This is a genomic window from Mycobacterium sp. NTMscope_Eco_3 (assembly GCF_976985685.1).
The window spans coordinates 3,561,053-3,576,884 of record NZ_CDRJYZ010000001.1; the positions used below are offsets into that span (position 1 = coordinate 3,561,053).

A 15,832-nucleotide genomic window follows, 5' to 3' on the forward strand; every position below is an offset into this window, starting at 1 on the left:
AACGGCTTGCCCACGTGCGTTGCCGACGAAGGGCGCAGGACGCGGCCGAGAGGACCACAAGTGCGAGTAGTAGTGATGGGTTGCGGCCGGGTCGGCTCTTCGGTCGCCGACGGGTTGTCCCGCATCGGTCACGACGTGGCGGTCATCGACCGCGACAGCACGGCCTTCAACCGGCTCAGCCCCGAATACGCCGGCGAGCGGGTGCTGGGGCAGGGATTCGACCGAGATGTACTGCTGAGGGCGGGTATCGAAGAGGCGGACGCGTTCGCCGCGGTGTCCTCCGGGGACAACTCCAACATCATCTCCGCGCGGCTGGCGCGCGAGACGTTCGGCGTCAAGCGGGTCGTGGCCCGTATCTATGACGCCAAGCGCGCGGAGGTCTACGAGCGCCTGGGCATTCCCACCATCGCGACCGTGCCCTGGACCACCGACCGCCTGCTCAATGCGCTGCTGCGGGAGACCGAGACGGCCAAGTGGCGCGATCCGACCGGCACGGTCGCCGTCTCCGAGGTGGTCCTGCACGAGGACTGGATCGGCCATCGGGTCACCGATCTCGAGCAGGCCACCGGCGCCCGGGTCGCCTTCCTGATCCGCTTCGGCGCCGGCGTGCTGCCCGAGCCGAAATCGGTGATCCAGGCCGGCGACCAGGTCTATGTCGCGGCGATATCCGGCCGCGCCGCCGAGGCGGTGGCCATCGCCGCGCTACCGCCGAGCGAGGACCTGTGATGATTTCGAGCGACTGGCTTTGAGGAGACGGCGCATATGAAGGTAGCGGTTGCCGGCGCCGGCGCGGTCGGCCGCTCGGTCACACGGGAACTCATCGGCAACGGCCACGATGTGACGCTGATCGAGCGGAACCCCGACCACGTCGACGTCGACGCCATTCCGGCCGCGCACTGGCGCCTGGGCGACGCGTGCGAGTTAAGCCTGCTGGAATCGGTGCGCATGCAGGAGTTCGACGTGGTGGTGGCCGCCACCGGCGATGACAAGGCCAACGTCGTGCTAAGCCTGTTGGCCAAAACCGAATTCGCGGTGCCCCGGGTGGTGGCCCGGGTCAACGACCCGCGCAACGAGTGGCTGTTCACCGACGCCTGGGGCGTCGACGTCGCGGTGTCGACGCCGCGCATGCTGGCGTCGCTCATCGAGGAGGCCGTCGCCGTCGGCGATCTGGTGCGGCTGATGGAATTCCGCAAGGGGCAGGCCAACCTCGTCGAGATCACCCTGCCCGATGACACGCCGTGGGGCGGCAAGCCGGTGCGCAAACTGCAGCTGCCGCGCGACACCTCGCTGGTGACGATCCTGCGCGGCCCGCGGGTGATCGTGCCCGAGGAGGACGAGCCGCTGGAAGGCGGCGATGAGCTGCTGTTCGTCGCCGTCGCCGAGGCCGAAGAGGACCTGCAGAAGCTGCTGTTGGGCTAATCGCCCACGGTGCGGGGTTCCAGCTCGACCCCGGCGCTCTCTGCGATGGCCCGCTGCGCCGACTTGATCGCGGCGTAGGTCGCCAGCGCGGCCAGCACGGTCAGCGGCCAGCCCATCCCGATCCGCGCGGCCGCCAGCCACCCGGTCCGGTCGGCGTCGTAGAGCAGCCCCTGGACCACGAAGCGGGCGGCGAACACCAGCACCCAGCCCAGCGAGGCGACGTCGAACGCCAGGACGGCCCGGGGAACGCTGCGCCAGCCGTCCCCGCGCCCGGCGGCCCAGCTCCACACGTACCCCACCAGCGGCCGGCGGATCAGCACCGACGCCGCGACCACCACCGCCCACACCAACGACATCCAGATGCCCAGCAGGAAATAACCCTTGGACTCCCCCAGCACGTAGGCGATCAGCGCGCACAGCGCCACGCCGAAGAACCCGGAGAACGCCGGTTGCGGGGAATCCCGCCGAATCAGCCGCCAGAGCAAGACCAGCGCGGCGACCCCCAGGGCGGCCGCGATGGCCGGGACCAGGCCCGACACGCTCGAGACGATGACGAAGACGATGACGGGAAGAGACGAGTAGATGACGCCGCTGACCCCACCCGCCTGCGCCAGCAGGCGCTCGGGGTTGATGCGGCTAGTGGTTTGTTCCGATGAGCCCGGTTCCCGGGGGGACGGGGTTGCCCCGCCCAAGCCTTCTGGGACGGTCACCGCTGAATTTCGTAGTGCGGGTTGTAGATCGCTTTGGTTCCGTTCTCGAGCTTGCCGAGTCGGCCCCGCACCCGCAGGGTGCGGCCCGAGTCGATGCCGGGGATGCGGCGCTGGCCCAGCCACACGAGCGTGACGGTGTCGCTGCCGTCGAACAATTCGGCGCGCACCCCGCCGGCGCAGGCCCTGCCGTTGCATTCCACGCTGCGCAGCGTGCCGACCATCGTGACCTCCTGGCCACGCTCGCAATCGATAGCCCGTTGCGCGCCGGTGCTGGCGACTTCGTCGGACAGTTCCTCAGAGTCGCGTTGCTCCGGATCCTCCGTCAGCCGACGGGTCAGCCGGCGCAGATACCCTTGGGCCCCCATGGCCACTCCTGACGATAAAAGCTTCGATGCTTCCTCTATGCCAACGGACACCGTAGACCTCTTGGTTCCCCAGCGCCAACCGACTCAAACGTGATGTTGGACCGCAGGTAAACGCCGTGCACTATCGAGGGGTGGTGGTCGATCTGGGCGGTGTCACGACGGTGTTATTGCCGGGAACCGGCTCCGACGACGACTACGTTCACCGGGCGTTTTCCCGCCCGCTAGCCCAGGTCGGCGCGGTGCTGGTGGCCCCGCCGCCGCGCCCCGACCGGCTGATCGACGGCTACCTGGCGGCGCTGGACGCCGCGGCGCGCGAAGGACCGATCGCCGTCGGCGGCGTGTCGATCGGCGCGGCCGTGGCGGCGGCCTGGGCGCTGGCCCATCCGGACCGGGCGGTCGCGGTGCTGGCCGCGCTGCCGGCGTGGGCGGGGGCGCCCGGCGAGGCGCCGGCCGCCCTCACGGCGCGGTATTCGGCCTCCCAGTTGCGAGCCGACGGCCTGGCGGCGACGACGACCCGGATGCGGGCCTCCAGCCCGCCGTGGCTGGCCGACGAGCTGGCCCGCTCGTGGGGCGCGCAGTGGCCGCACCTGCCGGACGCCATGGAGGAAGCCGCCGCCTACGTCGCGCCGAGTTGCGACGAGCTGGCCGGACTGGCCGCGCCGCTGGCGGTGGCGGCCGCGGTCGACGATCCGATTCACCCGTTGCAGGCCGGTGTCGACTGGGTCGCCGCGGCGCCGCGCGCGGCGCTGCGCACGGTGACGCTGGATCAGATCGGGTCGGATCCCGCCGCCCTGGGCGCGGCCTGCCTTCAGGCGCTGGACGAGCTGGGCTAGCCGCTCGCCTTCGCGTCAGCCGCCGGTGGTGGTGCGCAGCTGTTGCATGGCCGAGCCGTCGGCGCTGCGGCGCGCGGCCGGCTCGTCGGCAGGGGTCTGTTGCTCCTCGCCTTGCTGTGCGGCAGCCTGTTGCGCCGCGGCGGCTTCGCGCAGCTGTTGCGCCATCGGCTCGGGCAGCTGCACGGCCAGCGGCGTGCGCACCGGAAGCGGTGTGTCGCCGCGGCGAACCACGGTGTCCGCCAACGCCGCTCGCGCCTCCTGTTCGAGCGCCTCCATCGTCTCGTGGGCGCCGTTGATGACGCAGCGGATCATCCAGCGGTATCCGTCGACCCCGATGAAGCGCACCACGCCGGTGGCGGTTCCGACCACCTCGCGCCCCCACGGCCCGTCCTTGATGCTGACCTGGGCCGAGTCATTGCGCAGCGACTCGGCGAGCTCGCCGGCGACTTCACGCCACAGCCCGCCCGTCTTGGGCGCCGCGTAGGCGGCGATGGTGAAACGACCGTTGGGCGTGACGACCCAGACCGCGCTCGGGACACCGGTTTCGGTCAGCTCGACCTGCAGCTGCCCGGCCTCGGGCATGGGGATCAGCACCGAGCCCAGGTCGAGCCGGGCCAGCTCGGCGACGGCGGGGTCGTCGAAGTCCTCGATGTCGAACGGGCCCTCGAGTTCCTCGGCGGCGGGCTCGTCGGCGCCCGGCGTCACGGCCCCGTCCGCCTGCGCGGCCGGGGCGCTGTCGTCCTTGCGCGAGCGTTTACCGAATGCAGCCATCAGCGCCGCTCCTCCTCATCGCTTCGCCGTGCCCGTCGCCGGCCCATCACAAACTCGCATGTCCGCCGGAGGAACCGTGACCACCGTCGCCACGGGACGTCTCGGCCAGCCCGGCCTCGTCGAACGACGACACCTCGACCAGCTCCACCAACTCGACCCGCTGCACCAACAGTTGGGCGATGCGGTCGCCGCGATGGACCACGATCGGCTCGGCCGGATCGAGGTTGATCAACGCGACCTTGATCTCGCCGCGGTAGCCGGCGTCGATGGTACCGGGACTGTTGACGATCGAAAGCCCAACGCGCGCAGCCAATCCCGACCGAGGATGCACCAGGCCGACCATTCCGAACGGGATGGCGACCGCGACACCCGTGCGCACCAGGGCGCGCCGCCCGGGCTCGAGTTTGACGTCTTCGGCGCTGTAGAGATCGATCCCCGCGTCGCCCTCGTGGGCGCGGGCGGGCAGCGGAAGCTCCGGGTCAAGGCGGACGATGGCCAGACTGGTCGACACGGGGCCACAGACTACCCTTGACTGCGTGTCCGATACGCGCGTCGCGCCGCACAACGTGCGGTATCGCGAACGATTGTGGGTTCCGTGGTGGTGGTGGCCACCGGCCTTCGCGCTGGCCGGCATCATCGCGTTCGAGTTCAACATGGGCGTCACCCGCCAGTCCTCCTGGTGGCCGTACGCCACGCTGTTCGCGGTCGCGGCCGGGGCGCTGTTATGGCTGGGCCGCATCGAGATCCGGGTCACCGCCAACCCGTCCGTGCCGGGGGAAGTGGAACTGTGGGCGGGCCATGCGCACCTGCCGGTCACCGCGATCGCCCGCTCCGCACAGGTAGCCCCCTCGGCCAAATCCGCCGCGTTGGGGCGCCAACTCGACCCGGCGGCCTACGTCCTGCACAGGGCGTGGGTGGCACCGATGATCCTGGTCGTCCTCGACGACCCGGACGACCCGACTCCGTACTGGCTGGTGAGTTGCCGTCACCCGGAGCGGGTGCTGTCGGCCCTGACAAGGTAGGCGCAGCTATCAGGCTGCGCAGTCGGTACAGATCATCACGCCGTTTTTCTCGCTGGCGAGCCGACTGCGGTGTTGCACCAGAAAGCAACTCGAGCAGGTGAACTCGTCAGCCTGCTTCGGAACGACACGGACCGAAAGCTCTTCACCGGACAGGTCGGCGCCGGGCAGTTCGAAATTCTCAGCGGATTCAGATTCGTCGACATCGACGACGGCCGAAGCCGCCTCGTTCCGACGCGCTTTGAGCTCCTCCAGCGAGTCCTCCGAAACGTCGTCCGTCTCGGTACGCCGTGGAGCGTCATAATCGGTAGGCATATCTATTCCCCTGCCCTATTGCCTCTGCTCGTCTCTGCATGCCCTCGAAAATCTCAAGCATCGCTTTGTACCAGCGTCGAACGCATCCACCAAATGATTCGTGCCCGTATCGCGGCCCATTAAGGTGTGATTTGCGTCACACACCTATTTTCACCCTTGCGCTCGCTTCTGAACAGTGGGTTTAGAGTGCAGCTGTGGTCACACAAATCACCGAGGGTACAGCCTTTGACAAGCATGGTCGGCCCTTCCGGCGCCGCAACCCCAAGCCCGCGATCGTCGTGGTGATTTTCCTCGCAGTGGCCACCGGCGTGATCTGGACCGTGGCGCTGACGCGGCCCGCCAAGGTGCACGAGGCGGTGGTGTGCAACCTCCCGCCGAAGTCGACCGGGTCGGCGTCGGCCCAGCTCGGCGAGCAGGTGTCGCGCAGCGCCATGATGGACGTCGCGCCCGCCAAACTCGCCGACACCAAGGTCCGCGTCCTCAACGCCAGCGGCCGGGGCGGGCAGGCCGGCGACGTCGCCGGGGCGATGAAAGACCTCGGCTTCGCGCAGCCGACCGCCGCCAACGACCCGCTCTACGCGGGCACCCGGCTCGACTGCCAAGGCCAAATCCGTTTCGGCACCGCCGGACAGGCCACCGCCGCGGCGGTGTGGCTGGTCGCGCCGTGCACCGAACTGTTCAACGACAGCCGCGCCGACGACTCCGTCGACCTCGCCTTGGGAACCGACTTCAGCGCGTTGGCCCACAACGACGACATCGACGCCGTGCTCGCCACCCTGCGGCCCGGCGCCAGCGAGCCGTCAGATCCCACGCTGCTGGCCAAGATTCACGCCAGCAGCTGCTGAGGCGGTCAATCCAAAATCGGATCCAGGCCGTTGAACCGCTCCAGCACGGCCAGCAGCTCGTCGGCGATCCCGGGAGCGGCCGCCAGCACCAGTCCCGCCCCGGTGGCGTCGTGCGCCGGCAGCACCACGCGGGCCCCCGCCTCGGCGGCGATCAGCGCGCCCGCGGCGCGGTCCCACACCTTCAGGCCGTGCTCGTAGTAGGCGTCCAGCCGGCCCGAGGCCACCATGCACAGATCCAGCGCCGCCGAGCCGATGCGACGGACATCGCGGACCACCGGCAGCATGCGCGCCAACAGCGCCGCCTGCGCCGCGCGGCGCTGCCGCGAATAGCCGAAACCGGTGCCCAGCAACGCCATCGACACGTCCTCGACCGCCGAGCACTGCAATGGCTGGGTCCCCTGGCCGTCGGTGACGTGCGCACCGAGGCCGATCGCCGCCGAGTACACCCGGTCGCCGACGACGTCGGCGACCGCCCCGGCCACCGACTCGCCGTTGACCTGCGCGCCGACCGACACCGCGTAGGCGGGAACGCCGTAAACGAAGTTCACCGTGCCGTCGATGGGATCGAGCACCCAGGTCACCGATCCGGCCGGCGCGCCCGCCGGGTCGGTCGGCCCGCCGCCCTCCTCGCCGAGAATGGGGTCCCCAGGCCGTAATTCGGCCAACCGGTCGCGTAACAGCCGCTCGGTCTCGGTGTCGACCACCGTCACCGGATCGGTCGGGGTGCTCTTGGCCCGCACCGCGCCGCTGTCCGGGGCCGTCACGCCGGCCGGCTCGGCGCCGAACACCTCGGCGCGCCGACGCCGCACGAACGCGGCGGCCTCCACGGCCAGGGTTTCGGCCACGGAACGCAGCCGCACGAGCTCGTCATCGGATTGGATCACCGCTCTATCGCATCACAGTCGCCACGGCCGCGCAGACGCCGCAGGCCCCAGCGTCGCGGCGTTAAGGTGAGCGGACAGCCCAGTCACGCCGAGGAGATTCGATGACCACCACCGACTCGACCACGGACACGCCCGGCGCCGCAGCGGCCGACGGCACGCATGAACGCCGCGGCTTCGGCATCGACGTCGGTGGCAGCGGCATCAAAGGCGGCATCGTCGACATGGACACCGGGTTGTTGATCGGCGAGCGGGTCAAACTGCTGACCCCGCAACCCGCCACGCCGGCGGCGGTCGCCAAGACCATCGCCGCGGTCGTCAACGAATTCGGATGGACCGGGCCCCTCGGCGTGACCTATCCCGGGGTCGTCACGCACGGCGTCGCGCAGACCGCGGCCAACGTGGACAAGTCCTGGATCGGCGCCAACGCCCGCGACATCATCAGCGCCGAGCTGGACGGCCAGGACGTCACGGTGCTCAACGACGCCGACGCGGCCGGGCTGGCCGAGGAGCACTACGGGGCGGGCAGAAACCAGACGGGCCTGGTGATTCTGCTGACCTTCGGCACCGGCATCGGCTCGGCGGTCATCCACAACGGCACGCTGATCCCCAACACCGAGTTCGGGCACCTCGAGGTCGGCGGCAAGGAAGCCGAGAAACGAGCCGCGTCCTCGGTGAAGGAAAAGAAGGGCTGGTCCTACGAAAAATGGACCAAACACGTGACCGAGGTGCTGGTGAGCATCGAGAACGCGATGTGGCCGGACCTGTTCATCGCCGGGGGCGGCATCAGCCGCAAGGCCGACAAGTGGCTGCCACTGCTCGAGAACCGCACCCCGGTGGTGCCCGCGGCCCTGCTCAACACCGCCGGGATCGTCGGCGCGGCGATGGCCGCCACCTCGGACGTGACCCACTGAATTTCGCCCAGCAGAGCTGTAGTACCGCGCACTGTCGTTACAATGGTGCTCGGCGAACGCCCAACCGATAGCGTGCGACTACTCACGCTGATACCAACGCCGACATCGACATAGCAGACACTTTCGGTTAACCATGCCCAATACCCACCGAAGGTGAGCCCAAACGAAGGGGTGTAAGTGGCAGCGACCAAGGCAAGCCCGGCAACCGATGGGCCGGTGAAACGCACCGCCACGAAGTCTCCGCCGTCCCCCGCCAAGCGTCCGGCGGCCAAGGCCGCCAACGGCTCCGCGCCCGCCAAACGGGCCGCCAAGACAGCCTCTCGGTCCACCAAATCCGAAACCGCCGAGCCCGCCAAAAAGACCCGCGCCAAGGGAGCCGAGCCCAAGGGGCGCGGCACCAAAGCGGCCAAGGGCGGGCCGGCGGATCCCGACGCCCTCGATTCCGACGGCGCCGTCGAGGATCTCGACAACGAACCCGACCTCGAGGGTGAGCCCGGTGAGGAGCTCGACATCGACAGCGACCTATCCCTCGACGACCTCGAGGAGGACGTGGCGCCCGAAGCCGAAGTCGAATCCGCCGACTCCGATGAGAGCGACGACGAGGAGGCGCCCGCCCCCGTGGCGGCCGCCGAACCCGCCGCCGACGAGGACGACGAGATCGCCGAGCCCACCGAAAAGGACAAGGCCTCCGGCGATTTCGTCTGGGACGAGGACGAATCCGAGGCGCTGCGCCAGGCCCGTAAGGACGCCGAGCTCACCGCCTCCGCCGACTCGGTTCGCGCGTACCTCAAGCAGATCGGTAAGGTCGCGCTGCTCAACGCCGAGGAAGAGGTCGAGCTGGCCAAGCGCATCGAGGCCGGCCTGTATGCCACGCAGCTGATGACCGAGATGACCGAGCGCGGTGACAAACTGCCCGCCGCCCAGCGCCGCGACATGCAGTGGATCTGCCGCGACGGCGACCGCGCCAAAAACCATCTGCTCGAGGCCAACCTGCGGCTGGTGGTGTCGCTGGCCAAGCGTTACACGGGCCGCGGCATGGCGTTCCTCGACCTCATCCAGGAAGGCAACCTGGGTCTGATCCGCGCGGTCGAGAAGTTCGACTACACCAAGGGCTACAAGTTCTCCACGTACGCCACGTGGTGGATCCGTCAGGCCATCACCCGGGCCATGGCCGACCAGGCCCGCACCATCCGCATCCCGGTGCACATGGTCGAGGTGATCAACAAGCTGGGCCGCATCCAGCGAGAGCTGCTGCAGGATCTGGGCCGCGAGCCCACGCCCGAAGAGCTCGCCAAGGAAATGGACATCACGCCCGAAAAGGTGCTCGAGATCCAGCAATACGCGCGCGAGCCGATCTCGCTGGACCAGACCATCGGCGACGAGGGCGACAGCCAGCTGGGCGATTTCATCGAGGACAGCGAGGCCGTGGTGGCCGTCGACGCCGTGTCGTTCACGCTGCTGCAAGACCAGTTGCAGTCGGTGCTCGAGACGCTCTCCGAGCGCGAGGCCGGCGTGGTACGCCTGCGCTTCGGGCTCACCGACGGCCAGCCCCGCACCCTGGACGAGATCGGGCAGGTGTACGGGGTGACCCGCGAGCGCATCCGCCAGATCGAGTCCAAGACCATGTCGAAGCTGCGCCACCCCAGCCGCTCGCAGGTGTTGCGCGACTACCTCGACTAGCCGGGTCGGCCGTTCGCGAGAACGGTTGGTGCACAAGCTGTTCGCGGCGCGCTGAACGCGTGCCGGCCAAAGACCCGCTGCGGCGGTGAAATTCGGCTGCGCCGACGGCGCCGCCGTCGTAGCGTGAGGCGCATGTCGTCACGCCGCAAAGTGGTCCTCTCCGAATCCGCCTTCGAATCGGTGGTCGGTTACTCGCGCGCGGTGCGGGTCGGCCCGCACGTGTCGGTGGCCGGAACCACCGGCGACGGGCCCGCCGGAGACATCGCCGCCCAGGCGCGAGATGCCTTGCGCCGCATCGAAATTGCGCTGCAGCAAGCGGGCGCGGCGCTCAGCGACGTGGTGCGCACGCGCATCTACGTCACCGACATCTCGCGCTGGCGGGAGGTGGGGGCCGTACACGAGCAGGTGTTCGGCGCGATACGCCCCGCCGCCACCATGGTCGAGGTCTCGGCGCTGATCGCGCCCGAGTTGCTGGTGGAAATCGAGGCCGACGCCTACGTCGACCCGGCGGCGACCGGAGGGAAGGTGCCGTCGGCCCCGGGAGGATAAGGGGTGACCCGGGTCACCGCGACCACCGGCAAGGAGCCGTACAGGTGCGGGAACAACATCGACTCCGGATCGGTTGCCACTCCGGGCTCCCAGCGCACCGGCGCGTCGAGCCGGGCCGGATCGATGTGCAACAGCACCAGGTCGCGACGTCCCCGGTAGAGCCGGTTGGCGGGCAGGTGGACCTGACCGGGCGTCGACAGATGGATGAAGGCGGCCCCGCCGGCGGGGCCGATGGCGCCGTCACGGCGGGCCTGCGCCCACTGCTCGGTCCCGCACAGATGCACCAACAGGTCAGGAGCGAGGGTCACGACGTCACCCTAGAGAACCGTCGAAACCAAACTGACCAGGCCGTGAGAAACGACACACCCGATAACGATCGGGGAACAAGGCGAAAACGCCATACGTCTGAGAAAGTGAATGTACGAGAACGGAGAAGCCATGAATGCAACTCTGACGAGTCCCGAACTGACACGGGCCGACCGCTGCGACCGCTGCGGTGCCGCGGCTCGTGTACGCGCCAAGCTGCCTTCCGGCCTCGAGCTTCTCTTCTGCCAGCACCACGCCAACGAGCATGAGGCCAAGCTGACCGAGCTGGACGCCGTGCTGGAGGTCAGCGGAAGCTAGTCGCGCCCGAACTCGCCCGTCGCCAATGTGGGCAGCGCGCGCGATCTTCGGTAATGCTGGACGGGTATGAGCGATCAGGTCGCAAAACCATCGCGCCACCACATCTGGCGAATCACCCTGAGGGCTCTTTCCAAGAGTTGGGACGACTCGATCTTTTCCGAGTCGGCTCAGGCGGGTTTTTGGTCGGCGTTGTCCCTGCCGCCGCTGCTGCTTGGGATGCTGGGCACCATGGCCTACGTGGCGCCGCTGTTCGGGCCGGACATGCTGCCCAACATCCTGCGGCAGCTGATTTCGACCGCGCACAGCGTGTTCTCCCCCAGCGTGGTCAACGAGATCATCGAGCCGACCGTCCACGACATCGCCAACAACGCCCGCGGTGAGGTGGTGTCGTTGGGTTTCATCATCTCGCTGTGGGCGGGGTCATCGGCCATCTCGGCGTTCGTCGACTCCGTCGTCGAGGCGCACGACCAGACGCCGTTGCGCCATCCGGTGCGGCAGCGCTTCTTCGCGCTGTTCCTCTACGTCGTGATGCTGGTGGTCGTGGTGGCGACGGCGCCGCTGGTGGTGGTGGGCCCGCGCAAGGTGGAAGAACACATCCCGCTCGGCCTGTCCAACGTGCTGCGCTACGGCTACTACCCGGCGCTGATCATCGGCCTGACGCTCGGGGTGATGATCCTCTACCGGGTCGCGCTGCCGGAACCGCTGCCGTCACACCGGCTGATCCTCGGCGCGATGCTGGCGACCACGGTGTTCGTCACCGCCACCCTGGGCCTGCGGTTCTACCTGAGATGGATCACCAGCACCGGCTACACCTACGGCGCGCTGTCCACCCCGATCGCTTTCCTGCTGTTCGCCTTCTTCGGCGGCTTCGCGATCATGCTCGGCGCCGAGCTCAATGCCGCCGTCCAGGAAGAGTTCCCCGCGCCCACCACGCACGCCCACCGGGTGCGCACCTGGTTGTTCTCCCGTTCGCCCGCCCTGAAGCGGACGGTGGAGACGCTGGCCAGCCCGATCGCGAATCCCGCAACGCAACAACGCGATACCGCGCCGGCGAAGCCGCCCGGGTGATCAGCCCTTCTTGAGCCGGTCGTAAATCTGCTTGCACTCCGGGCAGACCGGCGAGCCCGGCTTGGCCGCCTTGGTGACGGGGAACACCTCGCCGCACAACGCCACGACGTGGTTGCCCATCACCGCGCTCTCGGCGATCTTGTCCTTCTTGACGTAGTGAAAATACTTGGGTGTGTCGCTGTCGGTCCCGTCGTCGACGCGTTCGTCGGTATCGGTGCGCTCGATCGTCTGGGTCTGCATACCTGACATTCTTGCACTGCCCGGCGCGCCGCGAGCTGCCCCGAAACCGGCCAAGCCGGAATCCGCCAGGTGTGGGACAGTGGAGAAATGAAGCACGGCTCCGAATCGGGGTTCGACGGCAGCTTCGATGACTTCGACGGCAACAAGGGCCGCCCAGTGCTCATCACCGCCGCCGAGCCCTCCTATGAGGAGCAACACCGCGCGCGGGTGCGTAAATACCTGACCCTGATGGCTTTCCGGATTCCGGCGCTCATCCTCGCCGCGCTCGCCTACGGCGCCTGGCACAACGGTTTGATCTCGCTGGCGATCGTGGCGGTGTCCATCCCCCTGCCGTGGATGGCCGTGCTGATCGCCAACGACCGGCCGCCGCGCCGCCCCGACGAGCCTCGCCGGTTCGACAATGCCCGCCGGCGCACCCCCCTGTTCCCCCGCGCCGAACGCCCCGCGCTCGAGGCTCCGCTACACCCCCAACCGGGGTGGCCCCCCGACCCGCGGCGCGGAACCGACCGCGGCTAGCGGTCGTTGCGTGTCAGGTGCGTCGTCGCGCACTTCTCAGGACATTCTCAGGTCTGCGGCACATTTGTGCACGTCAAGACGTGTGAGATGGGGAACCGCTGGGAACTCTGAAACCTGATCGGTCGTTGAACTCGATGACAGTACAAGCCGAACGGGAGGTCGCTATGGCGAACGCCAGCACGAGCAGATTTGACGGCGATCTGGATGCTCAGAGTCCCGCGGCGGATCTAGTGCGTGTGTATCTGAACGGAATCGGTAAGACGGCGTTGCTGAATGCGGCGGGGGAAGTCGAACTCGCGAAGCGCATCGAAGCCGGGCTCTATGCCGAGCACCTGCTCGAAACGCGTAAGCGCCTCGGGGAGAACCGTAAACGCGATCTAGAGGCCGTGGTGCGCGATGGTAAGGCGGCGCGCCGTCATCTGCTGGAAGCGAACCTGCGCCTGGTGGTGTCGCTGGCCAAGCGGTACACGGGCCGCGGCATGCCGCTGCTGGACCTGATCCAGGAGGGCAACCTCGGATTGATCCGCGCGATGGAAAAGTTCGACTACACAAAGGGATTCAAGTTCTCGACCTACGCCACCTGGTGGATCCGTCAGGCCATCACCCGCGGCATGGCCGACCAGAGCCGCACCATCCGGCTGCCCGTCCACCTGGTGGAGCAGGTCAACAAGCTGGCGCGCATCAAGCGCGAGATGCACCAGAACCTGGGCCGCGAGGCCACCGATGAGGAACTGGCCGCCGAATCCGGCATCCCGGTCGACAAGATCAACGACCTGCTCGAGCACAGCCGCGACCCGGTGAGCCTGGACATGCCGGTCGGCTCCGAGGAAGAAGCCCCGCTGGGCGACTTCATCGAGGACGCCGAGGCGATGTCGGCCGAGAACGCGGTGATCGCCGAGTTGCTGCACACCGACATCCGCAGCGTGCTGGCCACGCTCGACGAGCGCGAGCACCAGGTGATCCGGTTGCGGTTCGGCCTCGACGACGGCCAGCCGCGCACGTTGGACCAGATCGGCAAGCTGTTCGGGCTGTCCCGCGAGCGGGTCCGCCAAATCGAGCGGGACGTAATGTCCAAACTCCGCAACGGGGAGCGCGCCGACAGGCTACGGTCATACGCGAGCTGACAACTCACTCAAGCTAGGTAGCAGCCGGTATGCCCGCCGCGTCAGCGGCGGGCATACTGCTTGCCTGGGAGGCGTTACACCCATTCACGCAGCTGGCCAAGTAGACTCAGCGTCGATGGAAGGTGCTGAATGAACGACCTGGTTGACACCACCGAGATGTACCTGCGGACCATCTACGACCTCGAAGAAGAGGGCGTGACGCCGCTACGTGCCCGAATCGCCGAACGCCTCGATCAGAGCGGGCCGACTGTCAGCCAAACCGTGTCCCGCATGGAGCGCGACGGGTTGCTCCACGTGGCCGGTGACCGCCACCTCGAGCTCACCGACAAGGGCCGGGCGCTGGCCGTGGCCGTCATGCGCAAGCACCGCCTCGCCGAGCGATTGCTGGTCGACGTCATCGGGGTGCCCTGGGAAGAAGTGCACGCCGAGGCGTGCCGCTGGGAGCACGTGATGAGCGAGGAGGTCGAGCGGCGATTGGTCAAGGTGCTCAACCACCCGACCACGTCGCCCTTCGGCAACCCGATCCCCGGGCTTCTGGACCTGGGTGTGGGCCCCGAGTCCGGCGCCGAGGAGTCCATCCTCGTCCGGCTGACCGAGTTGCCCCCCGGCTCCCCGGTGGCCGTCGTGGTCCGGCAGCTCACCGAACACGTCCAGGGCGACACCGGCCTGATCACCCGCCTCAAGGACGCCGGCGTGGTCCCCAACGCGCGCGTGACCGTCGAGACCGGCCCCGCCGGCGTGACCATCGTCATCCCGGGCCACGAAAACGTCACCCTGCCGCACGAGATGGCCCACGCGGTCAAGGTCGAAAAGGTCTGACCCGCCCCGTCGCCTCCCGGCTAACCCGCCCTGCGGCCGAACGGCCGCCGCGGCGGTAGCCGCACCCCGAACTGCTTGGCCAGCCGATACCCGGTCAGCGCGAGATCCCGGATGTCCTCGGGCCGCAGACCCGACTGCAACGCGGTGTCCAGCATGCCCGCCATCCGATGCCCGGGCTCACAACGCAGCGCCTCCTGCAGCGACACCCCCGCCAGTGGACCGTCGCCGCGCGCGTACGCGCTGAACGCGAGCAGGACCAGCGCCTCGACCCGCCACGGCACCGGCAGGGTGCGCGAAAGCACCGCCCACAGCGACTCGACGTCGTCGGCGCCCTCGCCGACGGCCAGCGCGTACAGGATGTCGCGGACCTGCGGATCGCTCAGCGCGCAGCCCAGCGCCGCCAGTTCGGCGTCGGACAGCGATTCACCCGAGGCGACCCGGGCGGCGGCCGCCATCGCGCTCTCCACGTCGCCGCGGGTGCAGCGGACCGGGTGCGCGCGATGCGCGGCGCGGCGCCGGGCGGCCTGCCGGCCGACCGCGCCGGCCAACGCGGCGCTGCGCTGCGGATCGTCGGGCGCGATGACCGCCTGCAGGTCGGCGCGCCGCGGGTAGAGCCGCCTGCCCTCCAACACCGCCGCGGCCGCCAGCGGCGACGCCGACGGGTCCTCGACGAGGCCGCTCGATCCGCAGCCCTCGACACAATGCCAGCGCCCGCCCAGGGCGACCCGGTCGACCACGTGGGTGGCCCACAGCTCAATGCCGTGCTGCGACAAGGACTCTGCGAGCGCCTCACACAGCTGCCGGTACTCCTCGTTGCAGCTGGGGCAGTGCGCGCCGTCCGCGTCGACGATCACCGCGATGACGGCCTCGGGCCGGGCCGCGGCGGCGACCTCCGCGAGGTGACCGACCCGGTCGACCAACTCCTCGGAGAGGTCGACCCGCATCACCGACCCGAGCTGTCGATCGTCCAAAGACACTAGAACCAATGAATTTTCGGGAATGAAGCCGAGAACGGCGGGCAGCGCGGCGATGAGTGCGCCGGGGCGGGAAAGCTCGAAGTCGGGTCGGGGATGCGTGGTCATGAGCACCAACGCTGACGGCCGCCACCGTCAGCCGGTGCTCGCGCGCCCCGGCGCGGCG

22 protein-coding genes are annotated in these 15,832 nt (G+C 68.8%); 13 read left to right on the forward strand and 9 right to left on the reverse strand.

The window, feature by feature from the left end:
- The first annotated feature begins 60 nt into the window (after positions 1-60).
- On the forward strand, positions 61-726 hold the full coding sequence (locus AC0KTM_RS16195; protein ID WP_008258523.1) for a potassium channel family protein: 666 nt from the start codon (positions 61-63) through the stop codon (positions 724-726).
- Between the two features lie 36 nt (positions 727-762).
- The gene (locus tag AC0KTM_RS16200) at positions 763-1,419 is read left to right on the forward strand and encodes a potassium channel family protein (protein WP_225327693.1); all 657 of its coding nucleotides are present in this window, start codon (positions 763-765) and stop codon (positions 1,417-1,419) included.
- Here AC0KTM_RS16200 and AC0KTM_RS16205 read toward each other — a convergent pair.
- Together AC0KTM_RS16205 and AC0KTM_RS16210 are read right to left on the reverse strand one after the other, a co-directional pair.
- On the reverse strand, positions 1,416-2,111 hold the full coding sequence (locus AC0KTM_RS16205) for a DUF3159 domain-containing protein (RefSeq protein ID WP_238957334.1): 696 nt from the start codon (positions 2,109-2,111) through the stop codon (positions 1,416-1,418). The genes AC0KTM_RS16200 and AC0KTM_RS16205 overlap by 4 nt on opposite strands.
- Positions 2,112-2,125: 14 nt before the next feature.
- Positions 2,126-2,494: an OB-fold nucleic acid binding domain-containing protein gene (locus tag AC0KTM_RS16210; protein WP_003875251.1), complete on the reverse strand. Its 369-nt coding sequence runs from the start codon at positions 2,492-2,494 to the stop codon at positions 2,126-2,128.
- A 131-nt stretch (positions 2,495-2,625) separates the two neighbouring features.
- Here AC0KTM_RS16210 and AC0KTM_RS16215 point away from each other — a divergent pair, with 131 nt between their 5' ends.
- Complete coding sequence (locus tag AC0KTM_RS16215; protein WP_225327692.1) at positions 2,626-3,327, forward strand: alpha/beta hydrolase; 702 nt, start codon at positions 2,626-2,628, stop codon at positions 3,325-3,327.
- Between the two features lie 15 nt (positions 3,328-3,342).
- Here AC0KTM_RS16215 and AC0KTM_RS16220 read toward each other — a convergent pair whose 3' ends face one another.
- Both AC0KTM_RS16220 and dut read right to left on the reverse strand, forming a co-directional pair.
- Positions 3,343-4,098: a DUF3710 domain-containing protein gene (locus AC0KTM_RS16220; protein ID WP_225327691.1), complete on the reverse strand. Its 756-nt coding sequence runs from the start codon at positions 4,096-4,098 to the stop codon at positions 3,343-3,345.
- A 46-nt stretch (positions 4,099-4,144) separates the two neighbouring features.
- Positions 4,145-4,609: a dUTP diphosphatase gene (gene dut, locus AC0KTM_RS16225; protein WP_008258542.1), complete on the reverse strand. Its 465-nt coding sequence runs from the start codon at positions 4,607-4,609 to the stop codon at positions 4,145-4,147.
- 25 nt (positions 4,610-4,634) lie between these two features.
- On the opposite strand from dut, the gene AC0KTM_RS16230 reads away from it, so the two are divergent.
- Entirely contained in the window at positions 4,635-5,120 is a 486-nt protein-coding gene (locus tag AC0KTM_RS16230) for a DUF3093 domain-containing protein (protein ID WP_238956381.1), read from the forward strand.
- A gap of 9 nt (positions 5,121-5,129) precedes the next feature.
- On the opposite strand, the gene AC0KTM_RS16235 is transcribed toward AC0KTM_RS16230, so the two are convergent.
- Positions 5,130-5,432, reverse strand: coding sequence for a DUF4193 domain-containing protein (locus AC0KTM_RS16235; RefSeq protein ID WP_008258544.1), 303 nt, complete (start codon positions 5,430-5,432; stop codon positions 5,130-5,132).
- A gap of 194 nt (positions 5,433-5,626) precedes the next feature.
- Here AC0KTM_RS16235 and cei point away from each other — a divergent pair, with 194 nt between their 5' ends.
- Positions 5,627-6,277 carry an envelope integrity protein Cei gene (gene cei / locus AC0KTM_RS16240; protein ID WP_225327689.1) on the forward strand — a complete coding sequence of 217 codons (651 nt, stop codon included), beginning with the start codon at positions 5,627-5,629 and terminating at the stop codon, positions 6,275-6,277.
- Positions 6,278-6,282: 5 nt separating this feature from the next.
- On the opposite strand, the gene AC0KTM_RS16245 is transcribed toward cei, so the two are convergent.
- Complete coding sequence (locus AC0KTM_RS16245; protein WP_238956382.1) at positions 6,283-7,161, reverse strand: inositol monophosphatase family protein; 879 nt, start codon at positions 7,159-7,161, stop codon at positions 6,283-6,285.
- 101 nt (positions 7,162-7,262) lie between these two features.
- Here AC0KTM_RS16245 and ppgK point away from each other — a divergent pair, with 101 nt between their 5' ends.
- The 3 genes from ppgK to AC0KTM_RS16260 all read left to right on the forward strand — a co-directional run bounded on the left by ppgK (position 7,263) and on the right by AC0KTM_RS16260 (position 10,301).
- The gene (gene ppgK / locus AC0KTM_RS16250) at positions 7,263-8,072 is read left to right on the forward strand and encodes a polyphosphate--glucose phosphotransferase (protein ID WP_225327687.1); all 810 of its coding nucleotides are present in this window, start codon (positions 7,263-7,265) and stop codon (positions 8,070-8,072) included.
- A gap of 177 nt (positions 8,073-8,249) precedes the next feature.
- The gene (locus AC0KTM_RS16255) at positions 8,250-9,752 is read left to right on the forward strand and encodes an RNA polymerase sigma factor (RefSeq protein ID WP_225327686.1); all 1,503 of its coding nucleotides are present in this window, start codon (positions 8,250-8,252) and stop codon (positions 9,750-9,752) included.
- A gap of 132 nt (positions 9,753-9,884) precedes the next feature.
- Positions 9,885-10,301, forward strand: a complete 417-nt coding sequence (locus AC0KTM_RS16260; protein WP_238956383.1) for a RidA family protein — start codon at positions 9,885-9,887, stop codon at positions 10,299-10,301.
- Here AC0KTM_RS16260 and AC0KTM_RS16265 read toward each other — a convergent pair.
- A complete protein-coding gene (locus AC0KTM_RS16265; protein WP_472416123.1) occupies positions 10,247-10,609 on the reverse strand; it encodes a DUF952 domain-containing protein in 363 nt (120 codons plus the stop codon). The genes AC0KTM_RS16260 and AC0KTM_RS16265 overlap by 55 nt on opposite strands.
- 130 nt (positions 10,610-10,739) lie before the next feature.
- On the opposite strand from AC0KTM_RS16265, the gene AC0KTM_RS16270 reads away from it, so the two are divergent.
- Positions 10,740-10,925: a DUF7455 domain-containing protein gene (locus AC0KTM_RS16270; RefSeq protein ID WP_008258551.1), complete on the forward strand. Its 186-nt coding sequence runs from the start codon at positions 10,740-10,742 to the stop codon at positions 10,923-10,925.
- 66 nt (positions 10,926-10,991) lie between these two features.
- Positions 10,992-11,993, forward strand: a complete 1,002-nt coding sequence (locus AC0KTM_RS16275) for a YihY/virulence factor BrkB family protein (protein WP_225327683.1) — start codon at positions 10,992-10,994, stop codon at positions 11,991-11,993.
- Here the strand turns inward: AC0KTM_RS16275 and AC0KTM_RS16280 are convergent, their stop codons facing one another.
- The gene (locus tag AC0KTM_RS16280) at positions 11,994-12,233 is read right to left on the reverse strand and encodes a DUF3039 domain-containing protein (protein WP_225327682.1); all 240 of its coding nucleotides are present in this window, start codon (positions 12,231-12,233) and stop codon (positions 11,994-11,996) included.
- A gap of 69 nt (positions 12,234-12,302) precedes the next feature.
- On the opposite strand from AC0KTM_RS16280, the gene AC0KTM_RS16285 reads away from it, so the two are divergent.
- The 3 genes from AC0KTM_RS16285 (at position 12,303) to AC0KTM_RS16295 (ending at position 14,692) form a co-directional block, all read left to right on the forward strand.
- Positions 12,303-12,749 carry a DUF3099 domain-containing protein gene (locus AC0KTM_RS16285; protein WP_472416125.1) on the forward strand — a complete coding sequence of 149 codons (447 nt, stop codon included), beginning with the start codon at positions 12,303-12,305 and terminating at the stop codon, positions 12,747-12,749.
- 134 nt (positions 12,750-12,883) lie between these two features.
- Positions 12,884-13,873, forward strand: coding sequence for a sigma-70 family RNA polymerase sigma factor SigB (sigB, locus tag AC0KTM_RS16290; RefSeq protein WP_050782802.1), 990 nt, complete (start codon positions 12,884-12,886; stop codon positions 13,871-13,873).
- 129 nt (positions 13,874-14,002) lie between these two features.
- A complete protein-coding gene (locus AC0KTM_RS16295; protein ID WP_225327679.1) occupies positions 14,003-14,692 on the forward strand; it encodes a metal-dependent transcriptional regulator in 690 nt (229 codons plus the stop codon).
- A gap of 20 nt (positions 14,693-14,712) precedes the next feature.
- Here the strand turns inward: AC0KTM_RS16295 and AC0KTM_RS16300 are convergent, their stop codons facing one another.
- The gene (locus AC0KTM_RS16300) at positions 14,713-15,774 is read right to left on the reverse strand and encodes a DUF4192 domain-containing protein (RefSeq protein ID WP_472416127.1); all 1,062 of its coding nucleotides are present in this window, start codon (positions 15,772-15,774) and stop codon (positions 14,713-14,715) included.
- Positions 15,775-15,832 lie beyond the last annotated feature (58 nt).

Bases quoted from the DNA above. Each gene is read 5' to 3' on its own strand.
- AC0KTM_RS16200 (WP_225327693.1), top strand. From the start codon at position 763: ATGAAGGTAGCGGTTGCCGGCGCCGGCGCGGTCGGCCGCTCGGTCACA.
- AC0KTM_RS16275 (WP_225327683.1), top strand. From the start codon at position 10,992: ATGAGCGATCAGGTCGCAAAACCATCGCGCCACCACATCTGGCGAATC.
- AC0KTM_RS16300 (WP_472416127.1), bottom strand. From the start codon at position 15,774: ATGACCACGCATCCCCGACCCGACTTCGAGCTTTCCCGCCCCGGCGCA.
- AC0KTM_RS16235 (WP_008258544.1), bottom strand. From the start codon at position 5,432: ATGCCTACCGATTATGACGCTCCACGGCGTACCGAGACGGACGACGTT.
- AC0KTM_RS16280 (WP_225327682.1), bottom strand. From the start codon at position 12,233: ATGCAGACCCAGACGATCGAGCGCACCGATACCGACGAACGCGTCGAC.
- AC0KTM_RS16260 (WP_238956383.1), top strand. From the start codon at position 9,885: ATGTCGTCACGCCGCAAAGTGGTCCTCTCCGAATCCGCCTTCGAATCG.
- AC0KTM_RS16210 (WP_003875251.1), bottom strand. From the start codon at position 2,494: ATGGGGGCCCAAGGGTATCTGCGCCGGCTGACCCGTCGGCTGACGGAG.
- sigB (WP_050782802.1), top strand. From the start codon at position 12,884: ATGACAGTACAAGCCGAACGGGAGGTCGCTATGGCGAACGCCAGCACG.
- AC0KTM_RS16295 (WP_225327679.1), top strand. From the start codon at position 14,003: ATGAACGACCTGGTTGACACCACCGAGATGTACCTGCGGACCATCTAC.
- AC0KTM_RS16220 (WP_225327691.1), bottom strand. From the start codon at position 4,098: ATGGCTGCATTCGGTAAACGCTCGCGCAAGGACGACAGCGCCCCGGCC.
- ppgK (WP_225327687.1), top strand. From the start codon at position 7,263: ATGACCACCACCGACTCGACCACGGACACGCCCGGCGCCGCAGCGGCC.
- AC0KTM_RS16270 (WP_008258551.1), top strand. From the start codon at position 10,740: ATGAATGCAACTCTGACGAGTCCCGAACTGACACGGGCCGACCGCTGC.